Below are 19,308 nucleotides of genomic sequence, written 5' to 3'. Positions count from 1 at the left end.
GCCTTGAGCCCGCAAGGGGCTCAAGGCATCAGGATCAACGGCGACGGAACAGCGGCAGCGGTTCGTCGGTGGCGGCCTGATAGGTCACCGAGAAGTCCTTGAGACCTTCCAGGGCTTCGTACGGGTCTTTGTCGGCGCGAATGGCAAAGGCATCGAAACCGCAGCGGTGCATGTAGAACAACTGGTCGCGCAGCACATCACCAATCGCCCGCAATTCACCCTTGAAACCATAGCGGTCACGCAGCAGGCGAGCGTTGGAGTAGTTGCGCCCGTCGGTGAACGCCGGGAAGTTCAAGGCGATGACCTGGAACTTGTTGGCGTCTTCACCGATTTCTTCGGCTTCTTCATCGGCGTCCAGCCAGACGCCCAGGCCGCCGTCGCGGGCCTGGAGCATGCGGGCGTGTTCGCGCCACAGCTGCAACGGGACGATCAGGTCGTCGCAGTTGCTGATCTCGTCGATGTTGAAATCCTTGGGCAGCAGGTGCCAGGTTTCGTCGACGACTTCTTGGTTCTTAATGATTCGCTGCATAGACGCGTTCCTTGAAGAGGTCGATGCCGATACGCTGATAAGTGTCGATGAAGCGCTCGTCTTCGGTACGTTGTTCGATGTACACGTCGATCAGTTTCGAGATCACGTCTGGCATGTCGTCCTGGGCGAAGGAAGGCCCGAGGATCTTGCCCAGGCTGGCGTCGCGACTGGCGCTGCCGCCCAGGGATACCTGGTAGAACTCTTCGCCTTTCTTGTCCACCCCGAGGATGCCGATGTGGCCGACGTGGTGGTGACCGCAAGCGTTCATGCAACCGGAAATGTTCAGGTCCAGTTCGCCGATGTCGAACAGATAGTCCAGGTCGTCGAAGCGACGCTGGATCGATTCGGCGATCGGGATCGACTTGGCGTTGGCCAGGGAGCAGAAATCACCGCCAGGGCAGCAGATGATGTCGGTCAACAGGCCGATGTTCGGCGTGGCGAAACCTTTCTCGCGTAACTCGCCCCACAGAGTAAACAGCTGGCTCTGTTCAACGTCGGCCAGGATGATGTTCTGCTCGTGGGAAGTACGCAATTGACCGTAGCTGTAACGCTCGGCCAGATCGGCCACGGCGTCGAGCTGCTTGTCGGTGATGTCGCCCGGCGCAACGCCGGTCGGCTTCAGGGACAGGGTCACGGCCACATAACCCGGCTTCTTGTGCGCCACGGTGTTGCGGCTGCGCCAGCGGGCGAAGCCCGGGTGTTCCTTGTCGAGTTCGGCCAGGGCGGCAGCCTGATTGTCCAGGGCCTTGTAGTCCGGGTCGACGAAGTGTTTGGCGACGCGATGCACTTCGGCTTCGGTCAGCGTGGTCTGGCCACCGCGCAGGTGTTCCATTTCCGCATCGACTTTTTGCGCGAAGACTTCAGGGGTCAGTGCTTTTACCAGAATCTTGATTCGGGCCTTGTACTTGTTGTCGCGACGGCCATAGCGGTTGTAGACCCGCAGGATGGCGTCGAGGTAGCTCAACAGGTCTTGCCACGGCAGGAATTCATTGATGAATGCACCCACCACCGGCGTACGGCCCAGGCCGCCACCGACCAGCACGCGGAAGCCCAGTTCGCCAGCGGCGTTGTGCACCGGCTCAAGGCCAATGTCGTGGACTTCGATGGCGGCGCGGTCGGAGGTCGAACCGTTGACGGCGATCTTGAATTTGCGCGGCAGGTAGGCGAATTCCGGGTGGAAAGTGGTCCATTGACGAACGATTTCGCACCATGGACGCGGGTCGATCAGCTCGTCCGCAGCGACACCGGCGAACTGGTCGGTGGTGACGTTGCGCAGGCAGTTGCCGCTGGTCTGGATCGCGTGCATCTGCACGGTGGCCAGTTCAGCCAGGATGTCCGGGATGTCTTCCACTGCCGGCCAGTTGAACTGCACGTTCTGCCGGGTACTGATGTGGGCATAGCCCTTGTCGTAGTCACGGGCAATCTTGGCCATCATTCGCATCTGGCGCGAAGTCAGCTGGCCGTAAGGCACCGCCACTCGCAACATCGGCGCGAAACGCTGGATATAAAGCCCGTTCTGCAGGCGCAGAGGGCGGAATTCTTCTTCACTCAGCTCGCCTGCCAGATAGCGTCGGGTCTGATCACGGAACTGCTTGACGCGGTCCTCGATGATCCGCTGATCGTACTCGTCGTATACGTACATATAAGTCCTGTTCTCAGGCTGGGTCGCTCGGATACAGCTGCGTTTTTGTGCTTGCCGCAGTCCAAGAGCCTCTGCAATTCTGCGCGCACGGCCGCGCACTCCCCACGGAGCCGGGGCAAGATACCAGTTTGCAGTTATGCGCAAAAGTGATGTTTCAATATATGTAAAGAACCAAATCGCCTAACGCGAATAGTTGCCGTCTAACCCACATTTGTCGTGCGGGCAATCATCGTCTTAACTCTGGTCGAGTCTTTCTGCAATCACCGATAAAACCGACAAGAGGCGATGCAATGAGCAACCCAACCAAAGCAAGGAAAAGCGATAGCACGGTCGATGCCTGGGCGATTCTGTTCCTGATCATTCTGGTGGTCAGCACGGCGATTTTCTGGGTGAGTCATCAGTAAACGACCCGTCCGGGCCCTGGTCTGACGATTGTCGGACAAAAACTGCAATAAACGCCGTTTTGCGGGCGTTCGCTGGCTATAATGCGCGGCGAATTTCCGGGGGCTCGGGCGATAAATGTTGAAGTTTCTGTGTGGCTTATTTCTGGCGCTGACCACGGTCGTGGGACCTTGCGCTCAGGCCGCGTCGGTGTTGTTCCTCAATCCGGGAACCACCAGGGAAGCTTTTTGGGTCAGTTACTCGCAATTCATGCAGGCGGCTGCCAAAAACCTGGGCATGGACCTGCGTATCGAATATTCGGACCGCAACTCTGACATCACCCTCAAGCAGGCGCGCGATGCCCTGCAAGGGACAAAACGCCCGGACTATCTGGTGTTCGTCAACGAGCAAAACATTGCTCCTGAAATCCTGCGCCTGGCCCTGGGTAGCGGGGTGAAGCTGTTTATTGTCAATAACGGCCTGAGTCAGGACCAGGTGCGGTTGCTGGGTGCACGGTCGGACAAATACCCGGACTGGGTAGGCAGCCTGGTACCCAACGACGAGGAAGGCGGCTACCTGATGCTCAAGGAGCTGATCCGCCTGCACCCGCCGGTTGCGCCCGGCCAGTCCATAGACTTGCTGGCCTTTTCCGGATTGAAACTCACACCGTCCGCGCAATTGCGGGAAAAGGGCATGCGCAGGGCGCTGGCCGAACACCCCGAAGTGCACTTGCGTCAGTTGGTTTCCAGCGGCTGGACACGGGAGCGTGCCTACGAACAGGCCAGGACGCTGTTCAAGCGCTACCCGCAGACATCGCTGGTCTGGTCGGCCAATGACGAAATGATGTTTGGCGTGATGCAGGCCTTCGAGGAGACGGGTGGCAAACCCGGCAAGGATGCGTTGTTCGGCACCATCAACAACTCGCCCGCAGCGCTGCATGCCTTGCTGGACAACCGTCTGAGTGTGTTGCTGGGTGGGCATTTCAGTCTGGGCGGCTGGGCGCTGGTGCAGTTGCATGACTACGACGAAGGCGTCGACGTCAGCCAATACGGTGGACGTGACCGGCAGATACCGCTGTTACAGCTGATTGACCGGGCACAGGCCAAACGCTTGCTGTCCATGGGCGCAGCGGCGGATTTCGGTGTGGACTTTCACAAGCTGTCGGCCAAGGGGCGGCCGACGTCCTATCGTTACCCATTCAGCCTGCAGACCCTGATGCACTAGACCTTTGCCAGGTGCACCACCAGTTGTACGATGCCGTAGAGCGTCAGTGCGAACACCGCCGTGAACAGGATCCCCAGGATCACGAAGTGACTGGGCTTGCCGTGGGTGAAGTCCCGCGCGCGATTCTTCCCGCTCTGCACCCCGAATGCCGCCGCCATGACGCTGTGCAGCATCTGCCAGAAGGTTGGCGGCTTGTTGTCGACCGGATCGTCCATAAACCCCTCGTCACGAATGTGTGAGTGGTAAGCATAGACAATTAAGGCGTACACAAAACAACTGTGGGAGCGAGCCTGCTCGCGATAAGGTCCTTTCAGTCGAATCAACTTTGACTGTCAGGCCGCTATCGCGAGCAGGCTCGCTCCCACAGGGATTTGTGCCGACCACAATATTGTGGTCGGCAAAGGGATTACTCGTCGTAACCCAGGTTCGGCGCCAGCCAGCGCTCGGTGACGCTCAGCTCCTGACCCTTGCGCGACGTATAACTCTGCACCTGGTCCTTGTCGATCTTGCCCACGGCAAAGTACTGCGCCTGCGGGTGAGCGAAGTACCAGCCGCTGACCGCCGCCGCCGGGAACATCGCGTAGTGTTCGGTGAGGAACACGCCGCTGCGGCCGGCACGCATTTCGGCGGCCTCGGGGTCGAGAAGGGCGAACAGCGTGGCCTTCTCGGTGTGATCGGGGCAGGCCGGGTAGCCCGGGGCAGGGCGGATGCCGGTGTATTGCTCTTTGATCAGCGCCTCGTTGTCCAGCACTTCGTCCTTGGCGTAACCCCAGTGCTCTTTACGTACCTGCTGGTGCAGCCACTCGGCGCAGGCCTCGGCCAGACGGTCGGCCAGGGCCTTGACCATGATCGAGTTGTAATCGTCGCCGGCGTCCTGGTAGGCCTTGGCCACTTCCTCGGCACCGATGCCGGCGGTGGTGATGAAGCCGCCTACGTAGTCGGTCAGCTCACTGTCCTTCGGCGCGACGAAGTCGGCCAGGGAGAAGTTCGGCTTGCCGTCGGTCTTGATGATCTGCTGGCGCAGATGATGCAACTTGGCCAGGGGCTTGCCGTCATCGCCATAGAGCTCGATGTCATCATCGCGCACCTGGTTGGCCGGCCAGAAGCCGAACACGGCGCGGGCGCTGATCAGCTTCTCGTCGATCAGTTTGGCGAGCATGGCCTGGGCGTCGGCATACAGCGCAGTAGCGGCTTCGCCCACCACTTCATCCTGGAGGATGCGCGGGAATTTGCCGGCCAGATCCCAGGAGATGAAGAACGGCGTCCAGTCGATGTATTCGGCCAGCACCTTCAGGTCGATGTTATCCAGCACTTTGGTACCGGTGAACGTCGGTTTGACCGGGGTGTAACTGGCCCAGTCGAATTGCGGTTTTTTCGCGATCGAGGCGGCGTAGCTCAGGCGTTCGGTACGGGCGCTGCGGTTGGCGGTGCGCTCGCGCACGTCGACGTATTCCTCGCGGGTCTTCTCGACGAAACCGGCCTTGAGCTCCTTGGACAGCAATTGCGTGGCCACGCCCACCGCGCGGGAGGCGTCAGTGACGTACACCACGGCATCGTTGCTGTACTTGGGTTCGATCTTCACCGCCGTGTGCGCCTTGGAGGTGGTGGCGCCGCCGATCATCAGCGGCAGATGGAAGTCCTGGCGCTGCATCTCGCGGGCCACGTGCACCATCTCATCCAGCGACGGGGTGATCAGGCCGGACAGGCCGATGATGTCGCACTTCTCGTCCTTGGCAACCTGCAGGATCTTCTCCGCCGGCACCATCACACCGAGGTCGACGATGTCGTAGCCGTTACAGCCCAGCACCACGCCGACGATGTTCTTGCCGATGTCGTGCACGTCGCCTTTTACCGTGGCCATCAGGATCTTGCCCTTGGCCTCTGGCTTGTCGCCTTTTTCCAGTTCGATGAACGGGATCAGGTGGGCCACGGCCTGCTTCATCACGCGGGCGGATTTCACCACCTGCGGCAGGAACATTTTGCCGGCGCCAAACAGGTCGCCGACGATGTTCATGCCGGCCATCAGCGGCCCTTCGATCACTTCGATCGGACGGGCGAACGACAGGCGCGACTCTTCGGTGTCTTCGACGATGTGGGTGGTGATGCCCTTGACCAGCGCGTGCTCCAGACGCTTGTTGACGTCCCAGTTGCGCCACTCTTCGGTCTCGGCTTCCTTGGTGCTGCCGTCGCCCTTGTACTTGTCGGCGATGGCGAGCAGGGCGTCGGTGCCTTCCGGGGTGCGGTTGAGGATCACGTCCTCCACCGCATCGCGCAACTCCTGCGGGATCTGGTCGTAGATTTCCAGCTGGCCGGCGTTGACGATACCCATGGTCAGGCCATTGCGGATCGCATACAGCAGGAACACCGAGTGGATCGCCTCGCGCACCGGGTTGTTGCCACGGAACGAGAACGACACGTTGGACACGCCACCGGAACTCAGGGCGTAGGGCAGCTCGTCGCGGATGTAGGCACAGGCGTTGATGAAGTCCACAGCGTAGTTGTTGTGTTCTTCGATACCGGTGGCCACGGCGAAGATGTTCGGGTCGAAGATGATGTCTTCCGGCGGGAAGCCGACTTCGTTGACCAGAATGTCGTAGGAGCGTTTGCAGATTTCCTTCTTGCGCGCTTCGGTGTCGGCCTGGCCGACTTCGTCGAAGGCCATCACCACGACGGCGGCGCCATAGCGCTTGCACAGTTTGGCGTGATGAATGAACTGCTCGACGCCTTCTTTCATGCTGATCGAGTTGACGATGCCCTTGCCCTGGATGCACTTGAGGCCGGCTTCGATCACTTCCCATTTCGAGGAGTCGATCATGATCGGTACGCGGGAGATATCCGGCTCGCCGGCAATCAGATTGAGGAAGGTCACCATGGCCTTCTGCGAGTCGAGCATCCCTTCGTCCATGTTGATGTCGATCACCTGGGCGCCGGCTTCGACCTGTTGCAGGGCGACTTCCAGGGCTTCGGTGTAGTTGTCTTCACGGATCAGGCGGGCGAACTTGGCGGAACCGGTGATGTTGGTGCGCTCGCCGACGTTGACGAACAACGAGTTGCGATCGATGGTGAACGGCTCCAGGCCCGACAGGCGGCAGGCCTTGGGAATGTCCGGGATCTGGCGTGGCGCATAGCCGGCTACGGCCTTGGCGATGGCTTCGATGTGGCCCGGCGTGGTGCCGCAGCAGCCGCCGACGATGTTGAGGAAGCCGCTCTGGGCGAATTCTTCGATGACTTTGGCGGTTTCCGACGGCAGTTCGTCGTACTCGCCGAATTCGTTGGGCAGGCCAGCGTTCGGGTGCGCCGAGACGTGGGTGCCGGCCTTGTCCGATAGCTCTTCCAGGTATGGGCGCAGTTCGCGGGCGCCCAGGGCGCAGTTCAGGCCGACAGAGATCGGCTTGGCGTGGGCCACGGAGTTCCAGAAAGCTTCGGTGGTCTGACCGGACAGGGTACGGCCGGAGGCATCGGTGATGGTGCCGGAGATCATGATCGGCAACTCGATGCCCAGCTCTTCGAACACGCCTTGTACGGCGAAGATCGCCGCCTTGGCGTTGAGGGTGTCGAAGATGGTTTCGATCAGGATCAGGTCGGCGCCGCCTTCGATCAGGCCTTTGGTGGCCTCGGTGTAGTTCTCCACCAGTTCATCGAAGGTCACGTTGCGGTAGCCGGGGTTGTTCACGTCCGGCGACAGCGAACAGGTACGGCTGGTCGGACCGAGCACGCCGGCGACGAAGCGCGGCTTGTCCGGGGTCTCGAGGGTTTTCGCGTCGGCGACCTTGCGCGCCAGGCGAGCGCCTTCTACGTTCAGTTCGTAGACCAGCGCTTCCATGCCGTAATCGGCCATGGAGATCTGGGTGGCGTTGAAGGTGTTGGTTTCCAGAATGTCGGCGCCGGCATCCAGATAGGCTTTCTCGATGCCCGCGATGACGTCCGGACGGGTCAGGACCAGCAGGTCGTTGTTGCCTTTGACATCGCTCGGCCAGTCGGCGAAGCGTTTGCCACGGTAATCCTGCTCTTCGAGCTTGTAGCTCTGGATCATCGTGCCCATGCCGCCATCGAGGATCAGAATGCGCTCTTTGAGGGCGTGCTTGAGAGCTTGGAGGCGAACACTGCGATCGGACATTGGAACTACTCGAAAAGACCATGACGAAGGGCCGGGATCATAGCAAACCTGTGCGCTTTTGGAGCATGTCCGGTTTTTGCATGAATATCGCTCATGTTGGCCCGGCCTTCGGGCCGGTAGAATCGCGGCGTTTTCAAGGATCGGGATCAGGACATGTCGTATCGCGTCGTCATCAGCAGTCTGTTGCTGTGCTTAAGCTGGGGCGCGATGGCGCAAGGTTCGGCCATTTCTCCTGCTATCTCTTCTTCTATTTCCTACAGCCGAGACATCCAGCCGATCTTCACCGAGAAGTGCGTGGCCTGCCACGCCTGCTACGACTCCGCCTGTCAGCTCAACCTGGGCAGTGGCGAAGGCGCGGCGCGGGGTGCGAGCAAAACCCCGGTTTACGACGGCGATCGCGGCCAGGCCGCCGCACCGACCCGGTTGTTTTATGACGCTTTCGGCAAGCGCGCGTGGCAGCAGAAGGGCTTCTACTCGGTGCTCGACGCCCAGGGCAGCCAGGCCGCGCTGATGGCACGGATGCTGGAACTGGGTCACCGCACGCCACTGCAACCCAATGCCAAGCTGCCTGACGACATTGTGCTGGGCCTCAATCGCGAAAATATGTGCCCCATGCCGGCGGAGTTCGACGGCTATGCCAGTTCCCATCCGCAACAGGGCATGCCCCTGGCCGTGACTGGCTTGACCGATCAGCAATATCAGACTTTGCAGCGCTGGCTGGCTGCGGGTGCGCCGATCGATGAGCAGGGCCTGGTGCCGAGCGCGAAGGAAGCCTTGCAAGTGGTGCAATGGGAGAACCTGCTCAACGCACCGGGCGCCCGGCAAAGCCTGGTGGGGCGCTGGTTGTTCGAGCACTGGTTCCTTGCACACATTTATTTCAAGGACGGCGAGCCGGGGCATTTCTTTCAGTGGGTGCGTTCGCGCACGCCTACCGGCCAGCCCATCGACCTGATCAATACCCGCCGCCCGAACGACGATCCGGGCACGCAGTTTTATTATCGTTTGTGGCCGGTGCAGGGCGTGATCGTGCACAAGACCCACATCACCTATCCGCTGAGCGCGGCGAAGATGGCCCGTGTCAAAAGCCTGTTCTACAACGGCAATTGGCAAGTGACCGCACTGCCGGGTTACGGCCCGGAGCGTCGGGCCAACCCCTTTGCGACGTTCGAGGCGATTCCGGCCCAGGCGCGTTATCAGTTCATGCTCGATAACGCCGAGTATTTCGTTCGCACGTTCATTCGCGGTCCGGTTTGTCGGGGGCAGATTGCCACCGATGTGATCCGCGACAACTTCTGGGCGCTGTTCCAGGCGCCGGAACACGACCTTTACATCACCGACCCGAATTACCGTGGCCAGGCCACGCCGCTGCTGGCGATGCCGGGGCAGAACGACGACGTCGGCAGTGTGCTGAGCCTGTGGCACAACTACCGCAACAAGCGGAACGAATACGAGGCGCTACGCCGCGACAGCTATGCCGAGCTGCCGGCGCCGAGCTGGTCGACCCTGTGGGCGGGCAACGACAACGCATTGCTGAGTATTTTCCGGCATTTCGACAGCGCCGCCGTGACCAAGGGGCTGATCGGAGAAGTGCCGCAGACCATGTGGCTGTTCGATTTCCCGTTGCTGGAACGCACCTATTACCAGTTGGCGGTGAATTTCGACGTGTTCGGCAATGTGTCCCATCAGGCCCAGACGCGCCTGTATTTCGACCTGATCCGCAACGGTGCCGAGCAGAACTTCCTGCGCCTGATGCCGGCCGAATCGCGGATCGGCTACCTCGACGACTGGTACCAGAGCAGCGGCAAAATCAAGATGTGGATGGACTATGAGTCCATCGACGACGACAAACCGACGGCGTTGGTACTTGATGCGAAAGACCCCAAACGGGATTTCGCGATGCAGTTGCTGGCGCGCTACGGTGAACTCAATGCCAAGCCGGATCCGATCAACCGTTGCGACGGCGCCTATTGTTCACGGCCGAACATCGATCCGGTCTTGCAAGGCGCCGAGCAGGCCCTGAGCCGCCTGACCTCGCGCCCGGCCGCCGGGCTCAAGGTCATCGATCAACTGCCGGAAGCGACCATGCTGCGGGTCGAAACCGCGAGTGGCCAGCGGGTGGTCTACAGCCTGTTGCGCAACCGTGCCCACAGCAACGTTGCGTTCCTGCTGGGCGAGTCACTGCGTTATCAGCCTGAGCTGGATACGCTCACCATTTTCCCCGGCGTTCTCAGCAGTTACCCGAATTTCATGTTCAACATCCCCGCCGCCGAGGTGCCGGATTTTGTGGATGCCATGGAAAACGCCAGGGATGCCGAGCGCTTCGAGAAAGTCGTCGAACGCTGGGGGATTCGTCGCAGTCATCCGCAGTTCTGGCAGTATTTTCACGACCTGAGCCGCTACATCCACGAGACCGACCCGGTGGAAGAGGGCGTTTTGGACATGAACCGCTACGAAAACCTGTAATAGATCTGTGGGAGCAAAGCTTGCTCGCGATGGCGGCAAGCCTGCAAACATAGGGGTGAATGTGCCGCCGTCATCGCGAGCAAGCATTGCTCCTACAGGGGCAGCCAGCAGAATCTTTCCCGACAAAAATACTAGGACTTTGTGCGCGGCGTTGATTGGCGTAAACTGCGCCCAAGCCTGCGAGGAGTTTCCATGACCGCTATTACCATCACCGACGCCGCCCACGATTATCTGGCTGATCTGCTTTCCAAGCAGAACACCCCGGGCATCGGCATCCGCATCTTCATCACCCAGCCTGGCACCCAATACGCCGAAACCTGCATTGCCTACTGCAAGCCGGGCGAAGAAAAGCCCGAAGACACGGCGCTGGGGCTCAAAAGCTTCACCGCCTACATCGACCACTTCAGCGAAGCCTTCCTGGATGATGCTGTCGTCGACTACGCCACCGATCGCATGGGCGGTCAGCTGACCATCAAGGCGCCAAACGCCAAGGTGCCGATGGTCAACGCCGACAGCCCGATCAACGAGCGCATCAACTACTACCTGCAAACCGAGATCAACCCGGGGCTGGCCAGCCACGGCGGTCAGGTCAGCCTGATCGATGTGGTCGAGGACGGCATCGCCGTTCTGCAGTTCGGTGGCGGTTGCCAGGGCTGCGGCCAGGCCGACGTGACCTTGAAGGAAGGCATCGAGCGCACCCTGCTCGAGCGCATTCCGGAGCTCAAGGGCGTGCGTGACGTGACTGACCACACGCAGAAAGAAAACGCCTACTACTAAGGCGTTCGCTGCAAACATGAAAAACGGCGCACCGTGAGCGCCGTTTTTTTATGGGTGAAATTCAATGGCCTCGTCGCTGGCAAGCCAGCTCTCACAGGGGATTGCGGTCAACTGTGGGAGCTGGCTTGCCAGCGATGGGGCCCTTATGGGCGATACAAATGCGCATGCCCTGCGCGATACAGCGACGACTCGCTAAAGTGATCACTGCCCAACACCCGGCCCACCAGAATCAACGCCGTACGTCGAAACCCCTTCGCCGCCACCTTCCCGGCAATATCCTCGAGCGTCCCCACCACCCAATCCTGATCCGGCCAGGTCGCCCGGTGAATCACCGCGATCGGGCAGTCCGAGCCGTAATACGGCAGCAGCTCGGCAAGGATCTTGTCCAGATGATTGACCCCCAAATGAATCGCCATGGTCGCCCCGTGCTGCGCCAGGCTGCCCAGTTCTTCCCCGGCGGGCATGGCGGTCTTGTCGGCGTAGCGGGTCAGAATCACGCTTTGTGAAACGTCCGGCAGGGTCAGTTCCGCCCCCAAAAGCGCCGCGCAGGCTGCCGTGGCGGTGACGCCGGGAATGATTTCGAAAGGAATGCCAAGCTCGCGCAGATGACGAATCTGCTCGCCGATGGCGCCATACAGGCTTGGATCGCCGGAATGCACGCGGGCCACGTCCTGGCCTTTGGCGTGGGCGGCCCTGATCAGGTCGATGATCTGTTCGAGATGCAATTCGGCGCTGTTGACCACTTGTTCGGCGCTATGGCCTTCCAGTACAGCGGTGGGTACCAGCGAGCCGGCATAGATGATCACCGGGCAGCTGCGAATCAATCGCTGGCCCTTGACGGTGATCAGTTCCGGATCGCCGGGGCCGGCGCCAATGAAGTAGACGGTCATCGTCAGCTCCTGTCAGAAAAGAGGGTCAGGCAGGCTTCAGATGAAGATTGCTCATGATCGAAGGCGAGGATTATCGGGGAATTCGGGGCGCGCAGGCCAACGCCAAGGTTGCCTGGGCATATTTTTGCCGTGGAACCAGCAGTGTTGCCGGTGCGTCGGCCAATTGCTCGGCCAGTGCCAGCGCCGCGCTTTCCGCCACGCCATAGCAGCCGGTGCGTTCGAAAGCGATCTGCGAGTGGTGGCTGAGCAGCGATTGGTAGGGCGTCAATTGCGCGCTGCTGAAAAACGACACCGGTAGGCCAAGTTGTTCGGCCAGTTCGGTCAACGCCGGTTCATCGCGTTTCAAGTCGATGCTGGCCAGGGCCTTGATCTGATGCAACTCAATCTGGTGTGCCTGCAGTGCCTGATCCAGCAGCGCCCGCAGCGTACTGACAGGGCAGCCCCGCTGGCAGCCCAGGCCGACCACCAGGGTCGGCGCTGTGCCAGCATCGGTCATGCGTGGTATTGACCTTCGCTTTTGCGGCGGAACAGCCAGGCGCTGATCAGGCCAAGGGCCAGCCAGAACGCGACGTTGGTCAGTTGCGAAGCGATTTTGAACTGCGCCTCCAGTGCTTCCGGAGCGAGCATCGAATGCACTTCCGGTTGCGGGGCGCCAATCACATGGGGCACGGCCAGAATCGCCACGCCCAGCACTTTCATCAGCCAATGCCGGCTGAACACGATTAGTGCGATACCGACGGCGGTGGAAGCGGCGGTGCCAACCCACCACAGTTGACGTTGCGCCAGATCGGCAGCGGCGGTGCCCGGCAACTCAGGCGGCAGGCCAAGGGTAGGCGCCAGCACGAAGGTGGCGTAACCGGCCAGGCCCCAGAGCAGGCCCTGAGAGGTCTTGGTCGGTGCACGCAGGGTGTAGAGACCGGCGAGCATCAGGGCAAAACCAACAGCCACTACCAGATTGCCACCCGTGGTCGACAGCACGCGCTGCCAGCCGTCTTCCGGCTCCCAGGCTTCGGCGTCGTGGGTGTGCGCGGCGGTGCCGGCGGCGTGTTCATGGACTTCAACGGCCGCCGGTTCGGATTTTTCGTAGGTCTCGGCCTGCAGAATCAGCGGGGCGACCCAGAAGCTCTGCAGCAGGGTCAGCAGCAGGGCCGCCAGCAACCCGGTGAAACCTGCGGTTTGCGCAATACGCTTGATCATGTCGGCAGGTCTCAATGGCACGGGAATGCGGAGCTGTGACGGGTATCGTGAGCGGCGTTGTGCACCGCTTCGATGTGTGAGAAACCGGCGAAATACACAAGGCACGCACCCAGGACCGATGCGCAGACAGCAGCGGTGATGCGTTGGGCAAGGGTGGAAGTGCTGCTGGAGGAGGCACTGTGGCCGGTGCTGCTGATGATCGACATGGCGTTTCCCTCTGTTCTGTCAGCGGGGAATTAGAGCGCATGAAGAATCCCCGCACGTCAACGCATGCAGAGGTTCGAACAGCGCCCGCCCACCGCGGGTTTGTCATAGCTGAAGTTTGATCACTTCGTGTTGCGGGCCGGTCTCCGGGCTCACGAGGGGCGCAGGCTGTGCCTGTACCTGCAAGCATCACCTTCCCATGCCTCATCGGCACAGTGGATCTGACGCTTCGCTCGCTTACCGTTGCGGGGGCAGCACCGGACTGACGTGGCTTTGAGTAAAGCACACGATTCACCGGTTTCCCGTTTCACCCTGTGAAGGGCACCCGTAACAAGTTGTGTAGGAGAGCATGGGCGGGGGTGGGGCGTCAATTGGCATCGGTTCTCAACTCCAGACCCGGTTGCCCCAATCGCGAGCAAGCTTTGCTCCCACAAGGGCACTGGCAACCTTTGGGAGCAAAGCTTGCTCGCGATAGCGGCATCCCCGCCACCACAGAACTCAGCATGATCATTGACCCGCCCCAATACGATGCGTAGCCTTGCGCTTTCGAGGTTCTTCGGCCTGTGTCGAAGCTAAGAAGGGAACGCGGTCGATGCCGCGGCTGCCCCCGCAACTGTGAACGGTGATGTTCGCTGCCACGCCACTGCATGCTCAGGTCCTGAGCGCGCGGGAAGGCGCAGTCAACGCCGGTCGAACGACCGGCACACCGTCAGCCAGGAGACCTGCCTCGATACAGATTCTCACTACAACCGGGCGGGGTGATCCGGTGGCGAACACTTCCGACGCGCTCCTGCGCCGCCGGTTCTCGTCCCGTATGCCCGCCACCTTGCCAAAGGGCATCCGATGAAAACACTGGCCAAACTCCCCGTCACCATCGTTACCGGTTTCCTCGGCTCGGGCAAAACCACCTTGCTGCGGCACATGCTCGACAACGCCCAGGGGCGTCGCATCGCAGTGATCGTCAACGAGTTCGGCGAGCTGGGCATCGACGGCGAAATCCTCAAGCAGTGTTCCATCGGCTGCACCGAAGAAGAGGCCAGCGGCCGCGTCTATGAACTGGCCAACGGCTGCCTGTGCTGCACCGTCCAGGAAGAATTCTTCCCGGTGATGCGCGAACTGGTGGCCCGTCGCGGCGATCTTGACCACATCCTCATCGAAACCTCGGGCCTGGCCCTGCCAAAGCCGCTGGTCCAGGCCTTCCAGTGGCCGGAAATCCGCAGCGCCTGCACCGTCGATGCGGTGATCACCGTGGTCGACAGCCCGGCCGTGGCCGCCGGTACCTTCGCCGCTTTCCCGGACCAGGTCGACGCCCAGCGCAAACTCGACCCGAACCTGGACCACGAATCGCCACTGCACGAACTGTTCGCCGACCAATTGTCCAGCGCCGACCTGGTGATCCTCAACAAGGCCGACCTGATCAACCCTGAAGACCTGGCCCGCGTACGCCTGGAAGTCGCCGAAGAACTGCCGCCGGCGGTGAAAGTCATCGAAGCCAGCAACGGTCGCCTGCCGCTGGACGTGCTGATCGGCCTCGGCGCCGGTTCCGAGGAGCATATCGACGGCCGCCACAGCCACCATGATCATCACCACGACGGCGACGATCATGACGACCACGATCACGACGCCTTCGACTCCATTTCCATCGAACTGCCTGCATCCGACGAAAGCCTGCTGCTTGATGCACTGACTCAGTTGGTCGTGCAGCACAGCATCCTGCGGGTCAAGGGTTTCGCGGCGATCCCGAACAAGCCGATGCGCCTGCTGATCCAGGGCGTGGGCACCCGTTTCGACAAGCATTTCGACCGTCAGTGGGCGGCCGATGAAGCGCGTACCACGCGCCTGGTATTGATCGGCCAGACGCTGGATGCCGCCGCCCTCGAAGCGCAATTGCGCGCCGCGCTCAGCGTGTAAGCCATGCACCTGCTCAGGACCCAGCCCGGCGGTTTCGTGTCGGATGACAACATTGCCGACCTTGGACAAACCCCCGCCGAACTGGTGATCCTGTGCAGCGGCGACTCCAGCCTGGCACTGCTCGCCGAAGCGGCGCAGCAGTTGCCCGACGATTATCCGAGCGTGCGCCTGGCCAATCCGATGCAGGTGCAGAATCACGCTTCGGTCGACCTGTATGTCGATGAGGTGCTGCGTCACGCCAAAGTCATTCTCATTTCACTGCACGGTGGCATCGCCTACTGGCGCTATGGCGTCGAACGGCTGGTGGAGTTGTCGCAACGCGGGGTGCAATTGATCCTGGTGCCGGGCGATGACCGCCCGGACCCCGAACTCAGTGACCTGAGCACCGTGGTTGCCGAAGACCGCGACCGCTTGTGGCACTTTCTGCGCCAGGGCGGCATGGCCAATGCGCTGAACCTGTTTCGTTGCCTGGCCGATCGCTGGCTGGGTCGCGACTACGAATGGACAGAGCCGCAAACCCTGCCGCGCACCGCGATCTACCACCCGCAAAAAAGCCCCGCGACACTGCAGGACTGGCAAGCCGACTGGCAGACCGATCAGCCGGTGGCGGCGGTGCTGTTTTACCGTTCGCACCTGCAAGCGGCCAACACCGCTTTCATCGATGTTTTCTGCCAGCGCTTGCAGGCAGCGGGGTTGAATCCGCTGCCGATTGCCCTGGCCAGTTTGAAAGAGCCCGGCTGCCTCTCGGTGGTCGAGGACTGGCTGGATGAGGTCGAGGCGGGGGTGATCCTGAACACCACCGGCTTTGCCCAATCCAGTCCCGAAGCGCCTCATCTGCGACCGTTTCGCCGCAACATCCCGGTGATTCAGGCGATTTGCGCCCAGGACAACGAACCCGGCTGGCGCGCCAGCGAGCAGGGCCTCGGCCCTCGGGATCTGGCGATGCACATCGCGTTGCCGGAACTGGACGGGCGCATCATCAGCCGCCCGATCAGCTTCAAGGACCTGGCCTGGCGCAGCGAGCGCAGTCAGTCCGATGTGGTCTGCTACCGGCCTGCACCGGAACGCATGGATTTCGTCGCCGAACTGGCGCGGCGCTGGATCGATCTGGCGCGATTGCCCAACGCAGAAAAAAGCATTGCCCTGATCCTCGCCAACTACCCGACCCGTGACGGTCGAATCGGTAATGGCGTGGGCCTCGATACACCGGCCGCAGCGCTGAACATCCTGCGTGCACTGCATGCCGAGGGTTACCCGCTGCCGGCGGAGTTACCTGACAGCGGCACTGGCCTGATTCAGCAATTGCTCGGTGGAGTCAGCAACGATCTCGACAACCTCGACCAGCGTCCCTGCCAGCAAAGCCTGGCCATGGACGACTACATGACGATGTTCAACGCACTGCCCGAAGACAATCGCGCGGCGGTTCTGGAGCGTTGGGGATCGCCGGAGAATGACCCGATGTGTCGAGGCGGGCGAATGATGATCGCCGGGTTGCGTTTCGGCCTGACTTTCGTCGGCATCCAGCCGGCCCGGGGTTATCAGGTGGACCCGAGCGCGGTGTATCACGACCCGGACCTGGTGCCGCCCCACGGTTATCTGGCGTTTTACTTCTGGCTGCGCAACACCTACGGCGCCCACGGTGTGATCCACGTCGGCAAGCACGGCAATCTGGAATGGCTGCCGGGCAAAGGTGTCGGTCTGTCCGAAAATTGCTGGCCGGATGCGCTGCTCGGGCCGCTGCCGAATATTTATCCGTTCATCGTCAATGATCCGGGGGAGGGCGCCCAGGCCAAGCGGCGCACCCAGGCGGTGATCATCGACCACTTGATGCCGCCACTGACCCGCGCGGAAACCTATGGTCCGCTGCGCAACCTCGAATTGCTGGCCGACGAATACTACGAAGCACAACTGCTCGATCCACGCCGCGCCCGGGAGTTGCAGCGCGACATCCTGCAACTGGTGCGCGATACCCACATCGATCGCGAACTGCAACTGGACGAACAGCTGGACAGTGACGCCGATGCGGCGATCTGGCTGCCGCGTCTGGATACGTATCTGTGTGACTTGAAAGAGTCGCAGATCCGCGACGGCTTGCACGTGTTTGGCGAATCGCCGACCGGGCGCCTGCGCATCGATACTTTGCTGGCGTTGCTGCGTATTCCGCGAGGTGATGGGCGCGGGGCGCAATCGAGCCTGTTGCGGGCGTTGGCCAGGGCGTTTGAACTCGGTTTCGATCCGCTCGATTGTGCGTTGGCCGAGCCGTGGAACGGGCCTCGACCGGAATCATTGTTGTCGATCAGTGACGAGGTTTGGCGCTCCACGGGCGATACCCGCGAGCGTCTCGAGCTGTTCGCCTCGCAACTGATTTCGCAAGCACTGACGGTCCCCTGTAGGAGCGAGCCTGCTCGCGATGGACTTTCAGACACATCGATGTCGACTGACACTTCATCGCGAGCAGGCTCGCTCCTACAGGAAGCGGGCTGGGCTGAAGTGCAGGCCATCCTCGACAACTTGCGCGAAGTGGTCGCACCCAGGCTCGACGCCTGCGGCCCCGCAGAAATGCGCGGCCTGCTCGACGCCTTGAACGGTCGTTTCGTCCCCGCCGGCCCCAGCGGCGCGCCCAGTCGCGGTCGCCTGGACGTACTGCCCACCGGACGCAACTTCTACTCAGTGGATGTGCGCAACCTGCCCACCACCACCGCCTGGCGCATCGGTTTCCAGTCGGCCAACCTGATCCTCGAGCGCCATCTGCAGGATCACGGCGATCACCTGCGCCAGCTCGGGCTGTCGGTGTGGGGCACGGCGACCATGCGCACCGGCGGTGACGACATCGCCCAGGCCATGGCGCTGATGGGCGTACGTCCCGTGTGGGCCACGGGCAGCCAGCGAGTCGATGATTTTGAAATTCTGCCCCTGAGCCTGCTCGACCGCCCGCGTGTGGACGTCACGTTGCGGGTCTCGGGTTTCTTCCGCGATGCCTTTGCCAACCTGATCCGCCTGTTCGATGCCGCCGTGCAAGCGGTCGCCGCGCTGGATGAGCCGGATGATCTCAACCCGTTGGCCGCCAAGGTTCGTGCCGAACGCGAAGCGCTGCTGCAATCGGGAATCGATGAAGAGGCGGCGCGACGTCAGGCCGGCTGGCGCATTTTCGGCGCCAAACCCGGTGCCTACGGCGCGGGTGTGCAAGGCGCTATCGACGGACGCCTGTGGCAGAGCCGCGAGGATCTGGCCGAGGTTTACCTGAACTGGGGCGGTTACGCCTATGGCGGTTCCGACGAAGGCACGGCAGCCCGCGAGCAATTCACCCAGCGCCTGAGCCAGGTGCAAGCGGTGCTGCAGAACCAGGACAACCGTGAACACGATCTGCTCGATTCCAATGACTACTACCAGTTCCAGGGCGGCATGCTCGCTGCCGTGGAAAGCCTGAGTGGCGAGGTGGCGGCCAGTTATCACGGCGATCACAGCCAGCCGGACCTGCCGAAGATTCGCACGCTCAAGGAAGAACTCAACCGGGTGATCCGCTCTCGCGCGGCCAATCCGAAGTGGCTGGAAGGCGTCAAACGTCACGGTTATAAAGGCGCGTTCGAAATGGCGGCCACCGTCGACAACCTGTTCGCCTTCGACGCCACCACGCAGTTGATCGACGATCATCAGTACGCGTTGCTGGCCGATGCCTATCTGCTGGACCCCGGCACCCGGGATTTTGTCCGCCAGCACAATCCCCACGCCCTGCGCGACATGACCGAGCGCATGCTCGAAGCGCAGCAGCGGGGGATGTGGAAGGAGCCGGGCGAGTACCGTGAGGCGCTGGAAAACCTGTTGCTGGATATAGAAGAAGACACCTGATGCACCACCGTCCCCCTGTAGGAGCGAGTCTGCTCGCGATGGTGTGTCAGTCACATCGATTCATCTGATACACCATCGCGAGCAGGCTCGCTCCCACAGGGGGCCAGGGTGTTTGTGAGATCACCGA

The 19,308-nt window shown here is 61.5% G+C and carries 13 protein-coding genes and 2 riboswitches; of the genes, 5 read left to right on the top strand and 8 right to left on the bottom strand.

The window, feature by feature from the left end:
• Window positions 1-34: 34 nt before the first annotated feature.
• Together DKY63_RS06115 and DKY63_RS06110 are read right to left on the bottom strand one after the other, a co-directional pair.
• Window positions 35-529, bottom strand: a complete 495-nt coding sequence (locus tag DKY63_RS06115) for a DUF934 domain-containing protein (RefSeq protein ID WP_110963274.1) — start codon at window positions 527-529, stop codon at window positions 35-37.
• Window positions 513-2,171: a nitrite/sulfite reductase gene (locus DKY63_RS06110; protein WP_110963273.1), complete on the bottom strand. Its 1,659-nt coding sequence runs from the start codon at window positions 2,169-2,171 to the stop codon at window positions 513-515. Before DKY63_RS06110 ends, DKY63_RS06115 begins: the two co-directional genes overlap by 17 nt.
• Window positions 2,172-2,690: 519 nt before the next feature.
• On the opposite strand from DKY63_RS06110, the gene DKY63_RS06105 reads away from it, so the two are divergent.
• Window positions 2,691-3,776: an ABC transporter substrate-binding protein gene (locus DKY63_RS06105; protein WP_110963272.1), complete on the top strand. Its 1,086-nt coding sequence runs from the start codon at window positions 2,691-2,693 to the stop codon at window positions 3,774-3,776.
• Here the strand turns inward: DKY63_RS06105 and DKY63_RS06100 are convergent.
• Both DKY63_RS06100 and metH read right to left on the bottom strand, forming a co-directional pair.
• On the bottom strand, window positions 3,773-3,991 hold the full coding sequence (locus DKY63_RS06100) for a DUF2970 domain-containing protein (protein WP_110963271.1): 219 nt from the start codon (window positions 3,989-3,991) through the stop codon (window positions 3,773-3,775). The two genes, DKY63_RS06105 and DKY63_RS06100, sit on opposite strands and share 4 nt — an antisense overlap.
• A gap of 191 nt (window positions 3,992-4,182) precedes the next feature.
• Complete coding sequence (gene metH, locus DKY63_RS06095; RefSeq protein WP_110963270.1) at window positions 4,183-7,893, bottom strand: methionine synthase; 3,711 nt, start codon at window positions 7,891-7,893, stop codon at window positions 4,183-4,185.
• Window positions 7,894-8,046: 153 nt separating this feature from the next.
• On the opposite strand from metH, the gene DKY63_RS06090 reads away from it, so the two are divergent.
• Window positions 8,047-10,356, top strand: coding sequence for a fatty acid cis/trans isomerase (locus DKY63_RS06090; RefSeq protein ID WP_110963269.1), 2,310 nt, complete (start codon window positions 8,047-8,049; stop codon window positions 10,354-10,356).
• A gap of 192 nt (window positions 10,357-10,548) precedes the next feature.
• Window positions 10,549-11,133, top strand: coding sequence for a Fe-S biogenesis protein NfuA (nfuA, locus tag DKY63_RS06085; protein WP_110963268.1), 585 nt, complete (start codon window positions 10,549-10,551; stop codon window positions 11,131-11,133).
• A gap of 143 nt (window positions 11,134-11,276) precedes the next feature.
• Here nfuA and cobM read toward each other — a convergent pair whose 3' ends face one another.
• From cobM to DKY63_RS06065, 4 genes are all read right to left on the bottom strand, one after another.
• The gene (gene cobM, locus DKY63_RS06080; protein ID WP_110963267.1) at window positions 11,277-12,023 is read right to left on the bottom strand and encodes a precorrin-4 C(11)-methyltransferase; all 747 of its coding nucleotides are present in this window, start codon (window positions 12,021-12,023) and stop codon (window positions 11,277-11,279) included.
• A 70-nt stretch (window positions 12,024-12,093) separates the two neighbouring features.
• Entirely contained in the window at window positions 12,094-12,519 is a 426-nt protein-coding gene (locus tag DKY63_RS06075) for a cobalamin biosynthesis protein (protein WP_110963266.1), read from the bottom strand.
• On the bottom strand, window positions 12,516-13,220 hold the full coding sequence (locus DKY63_RS06070) for a CbtA family protein (protein WP_110963265.1): 705 nt from the start codon (window positions 13,218-13,220) through the stop codon (window positions 12,516-12,518). The genes DKY63_RS06075 and DKY63_RS06070 overlap by 4 nt, the downstream gene beginning before the upstream one ends.
• Window positions 13,221-13,231: 11 nt before the next feature.
• Complete coding sequence (locus DKY63_RS06065) at window positions 13,232-13,426, bottom strand: CbtB domain-containing protein (RefSeq protein WP_110963264.1); 195 nt, start codon at window positions 13,424-13,426, stop codon at window positions 13,232-13,234.
• 118 nt (window positions 13,427-13,544) lie between these two features.
• Window positions 13,545-13,768, bottom strand: a riboswitch (cobalamin riboswitch).
• 188 nt (window positions 13,769-13,956) lie between these two features.
• Window positions 13,957-14,168, top strand: a riboswitch (cobalamin riboswitch).
• A 99-nt stretch (window positions 14,169-14,267) separates the two neighbouring features.
• On the opposite strand from DKY63_RS06065, the gene cobW reads away from it, so the two are divergent.
• Window positions 14,268-15,335 carry a cobalamin biosynthesis protein CobW gene (gene cobW, locus DKY63_RS06060; RefSeq protein ID WP_110963263.1) on the top strand — a complete coding sequence of 356 codons (1,068 nt, stop codon included), beginning with the start codon at window positions 14,268-14,270 and terminating at the stop codon, window positions 15,333-15,335.
• A gap of 3 nt (window positions 15,336-15,338) precedes the next feature.
• Window positions 15,339-19,181 (top strand): cobaltochelatase subunit CobN, encoded by a 3,843-nt coding sequence (gene cobN / locus DKY63_RS06055; RefSeq protein WP_110963262.1) that lies wholly within the window; start codon window positions 15,339-15,341, stop codon window positions 19,179-19,181.
• Window positions 19,182-19,308 lie beyond the last annotated feature (127 nt).

This window comes from Pseudomonas putida (genome assembly GCF_003228315.1).
GTDB lineage: Bacteria > Pseudomonadota > Gammaproteobacteria > Pseudomonadales > Pseudomonadaceae > Aquipseudomonas > Aquipseudomonas putida_S.
This window is presented reverse-complemented; position numbering and strand designations above follow the sequence as displayed.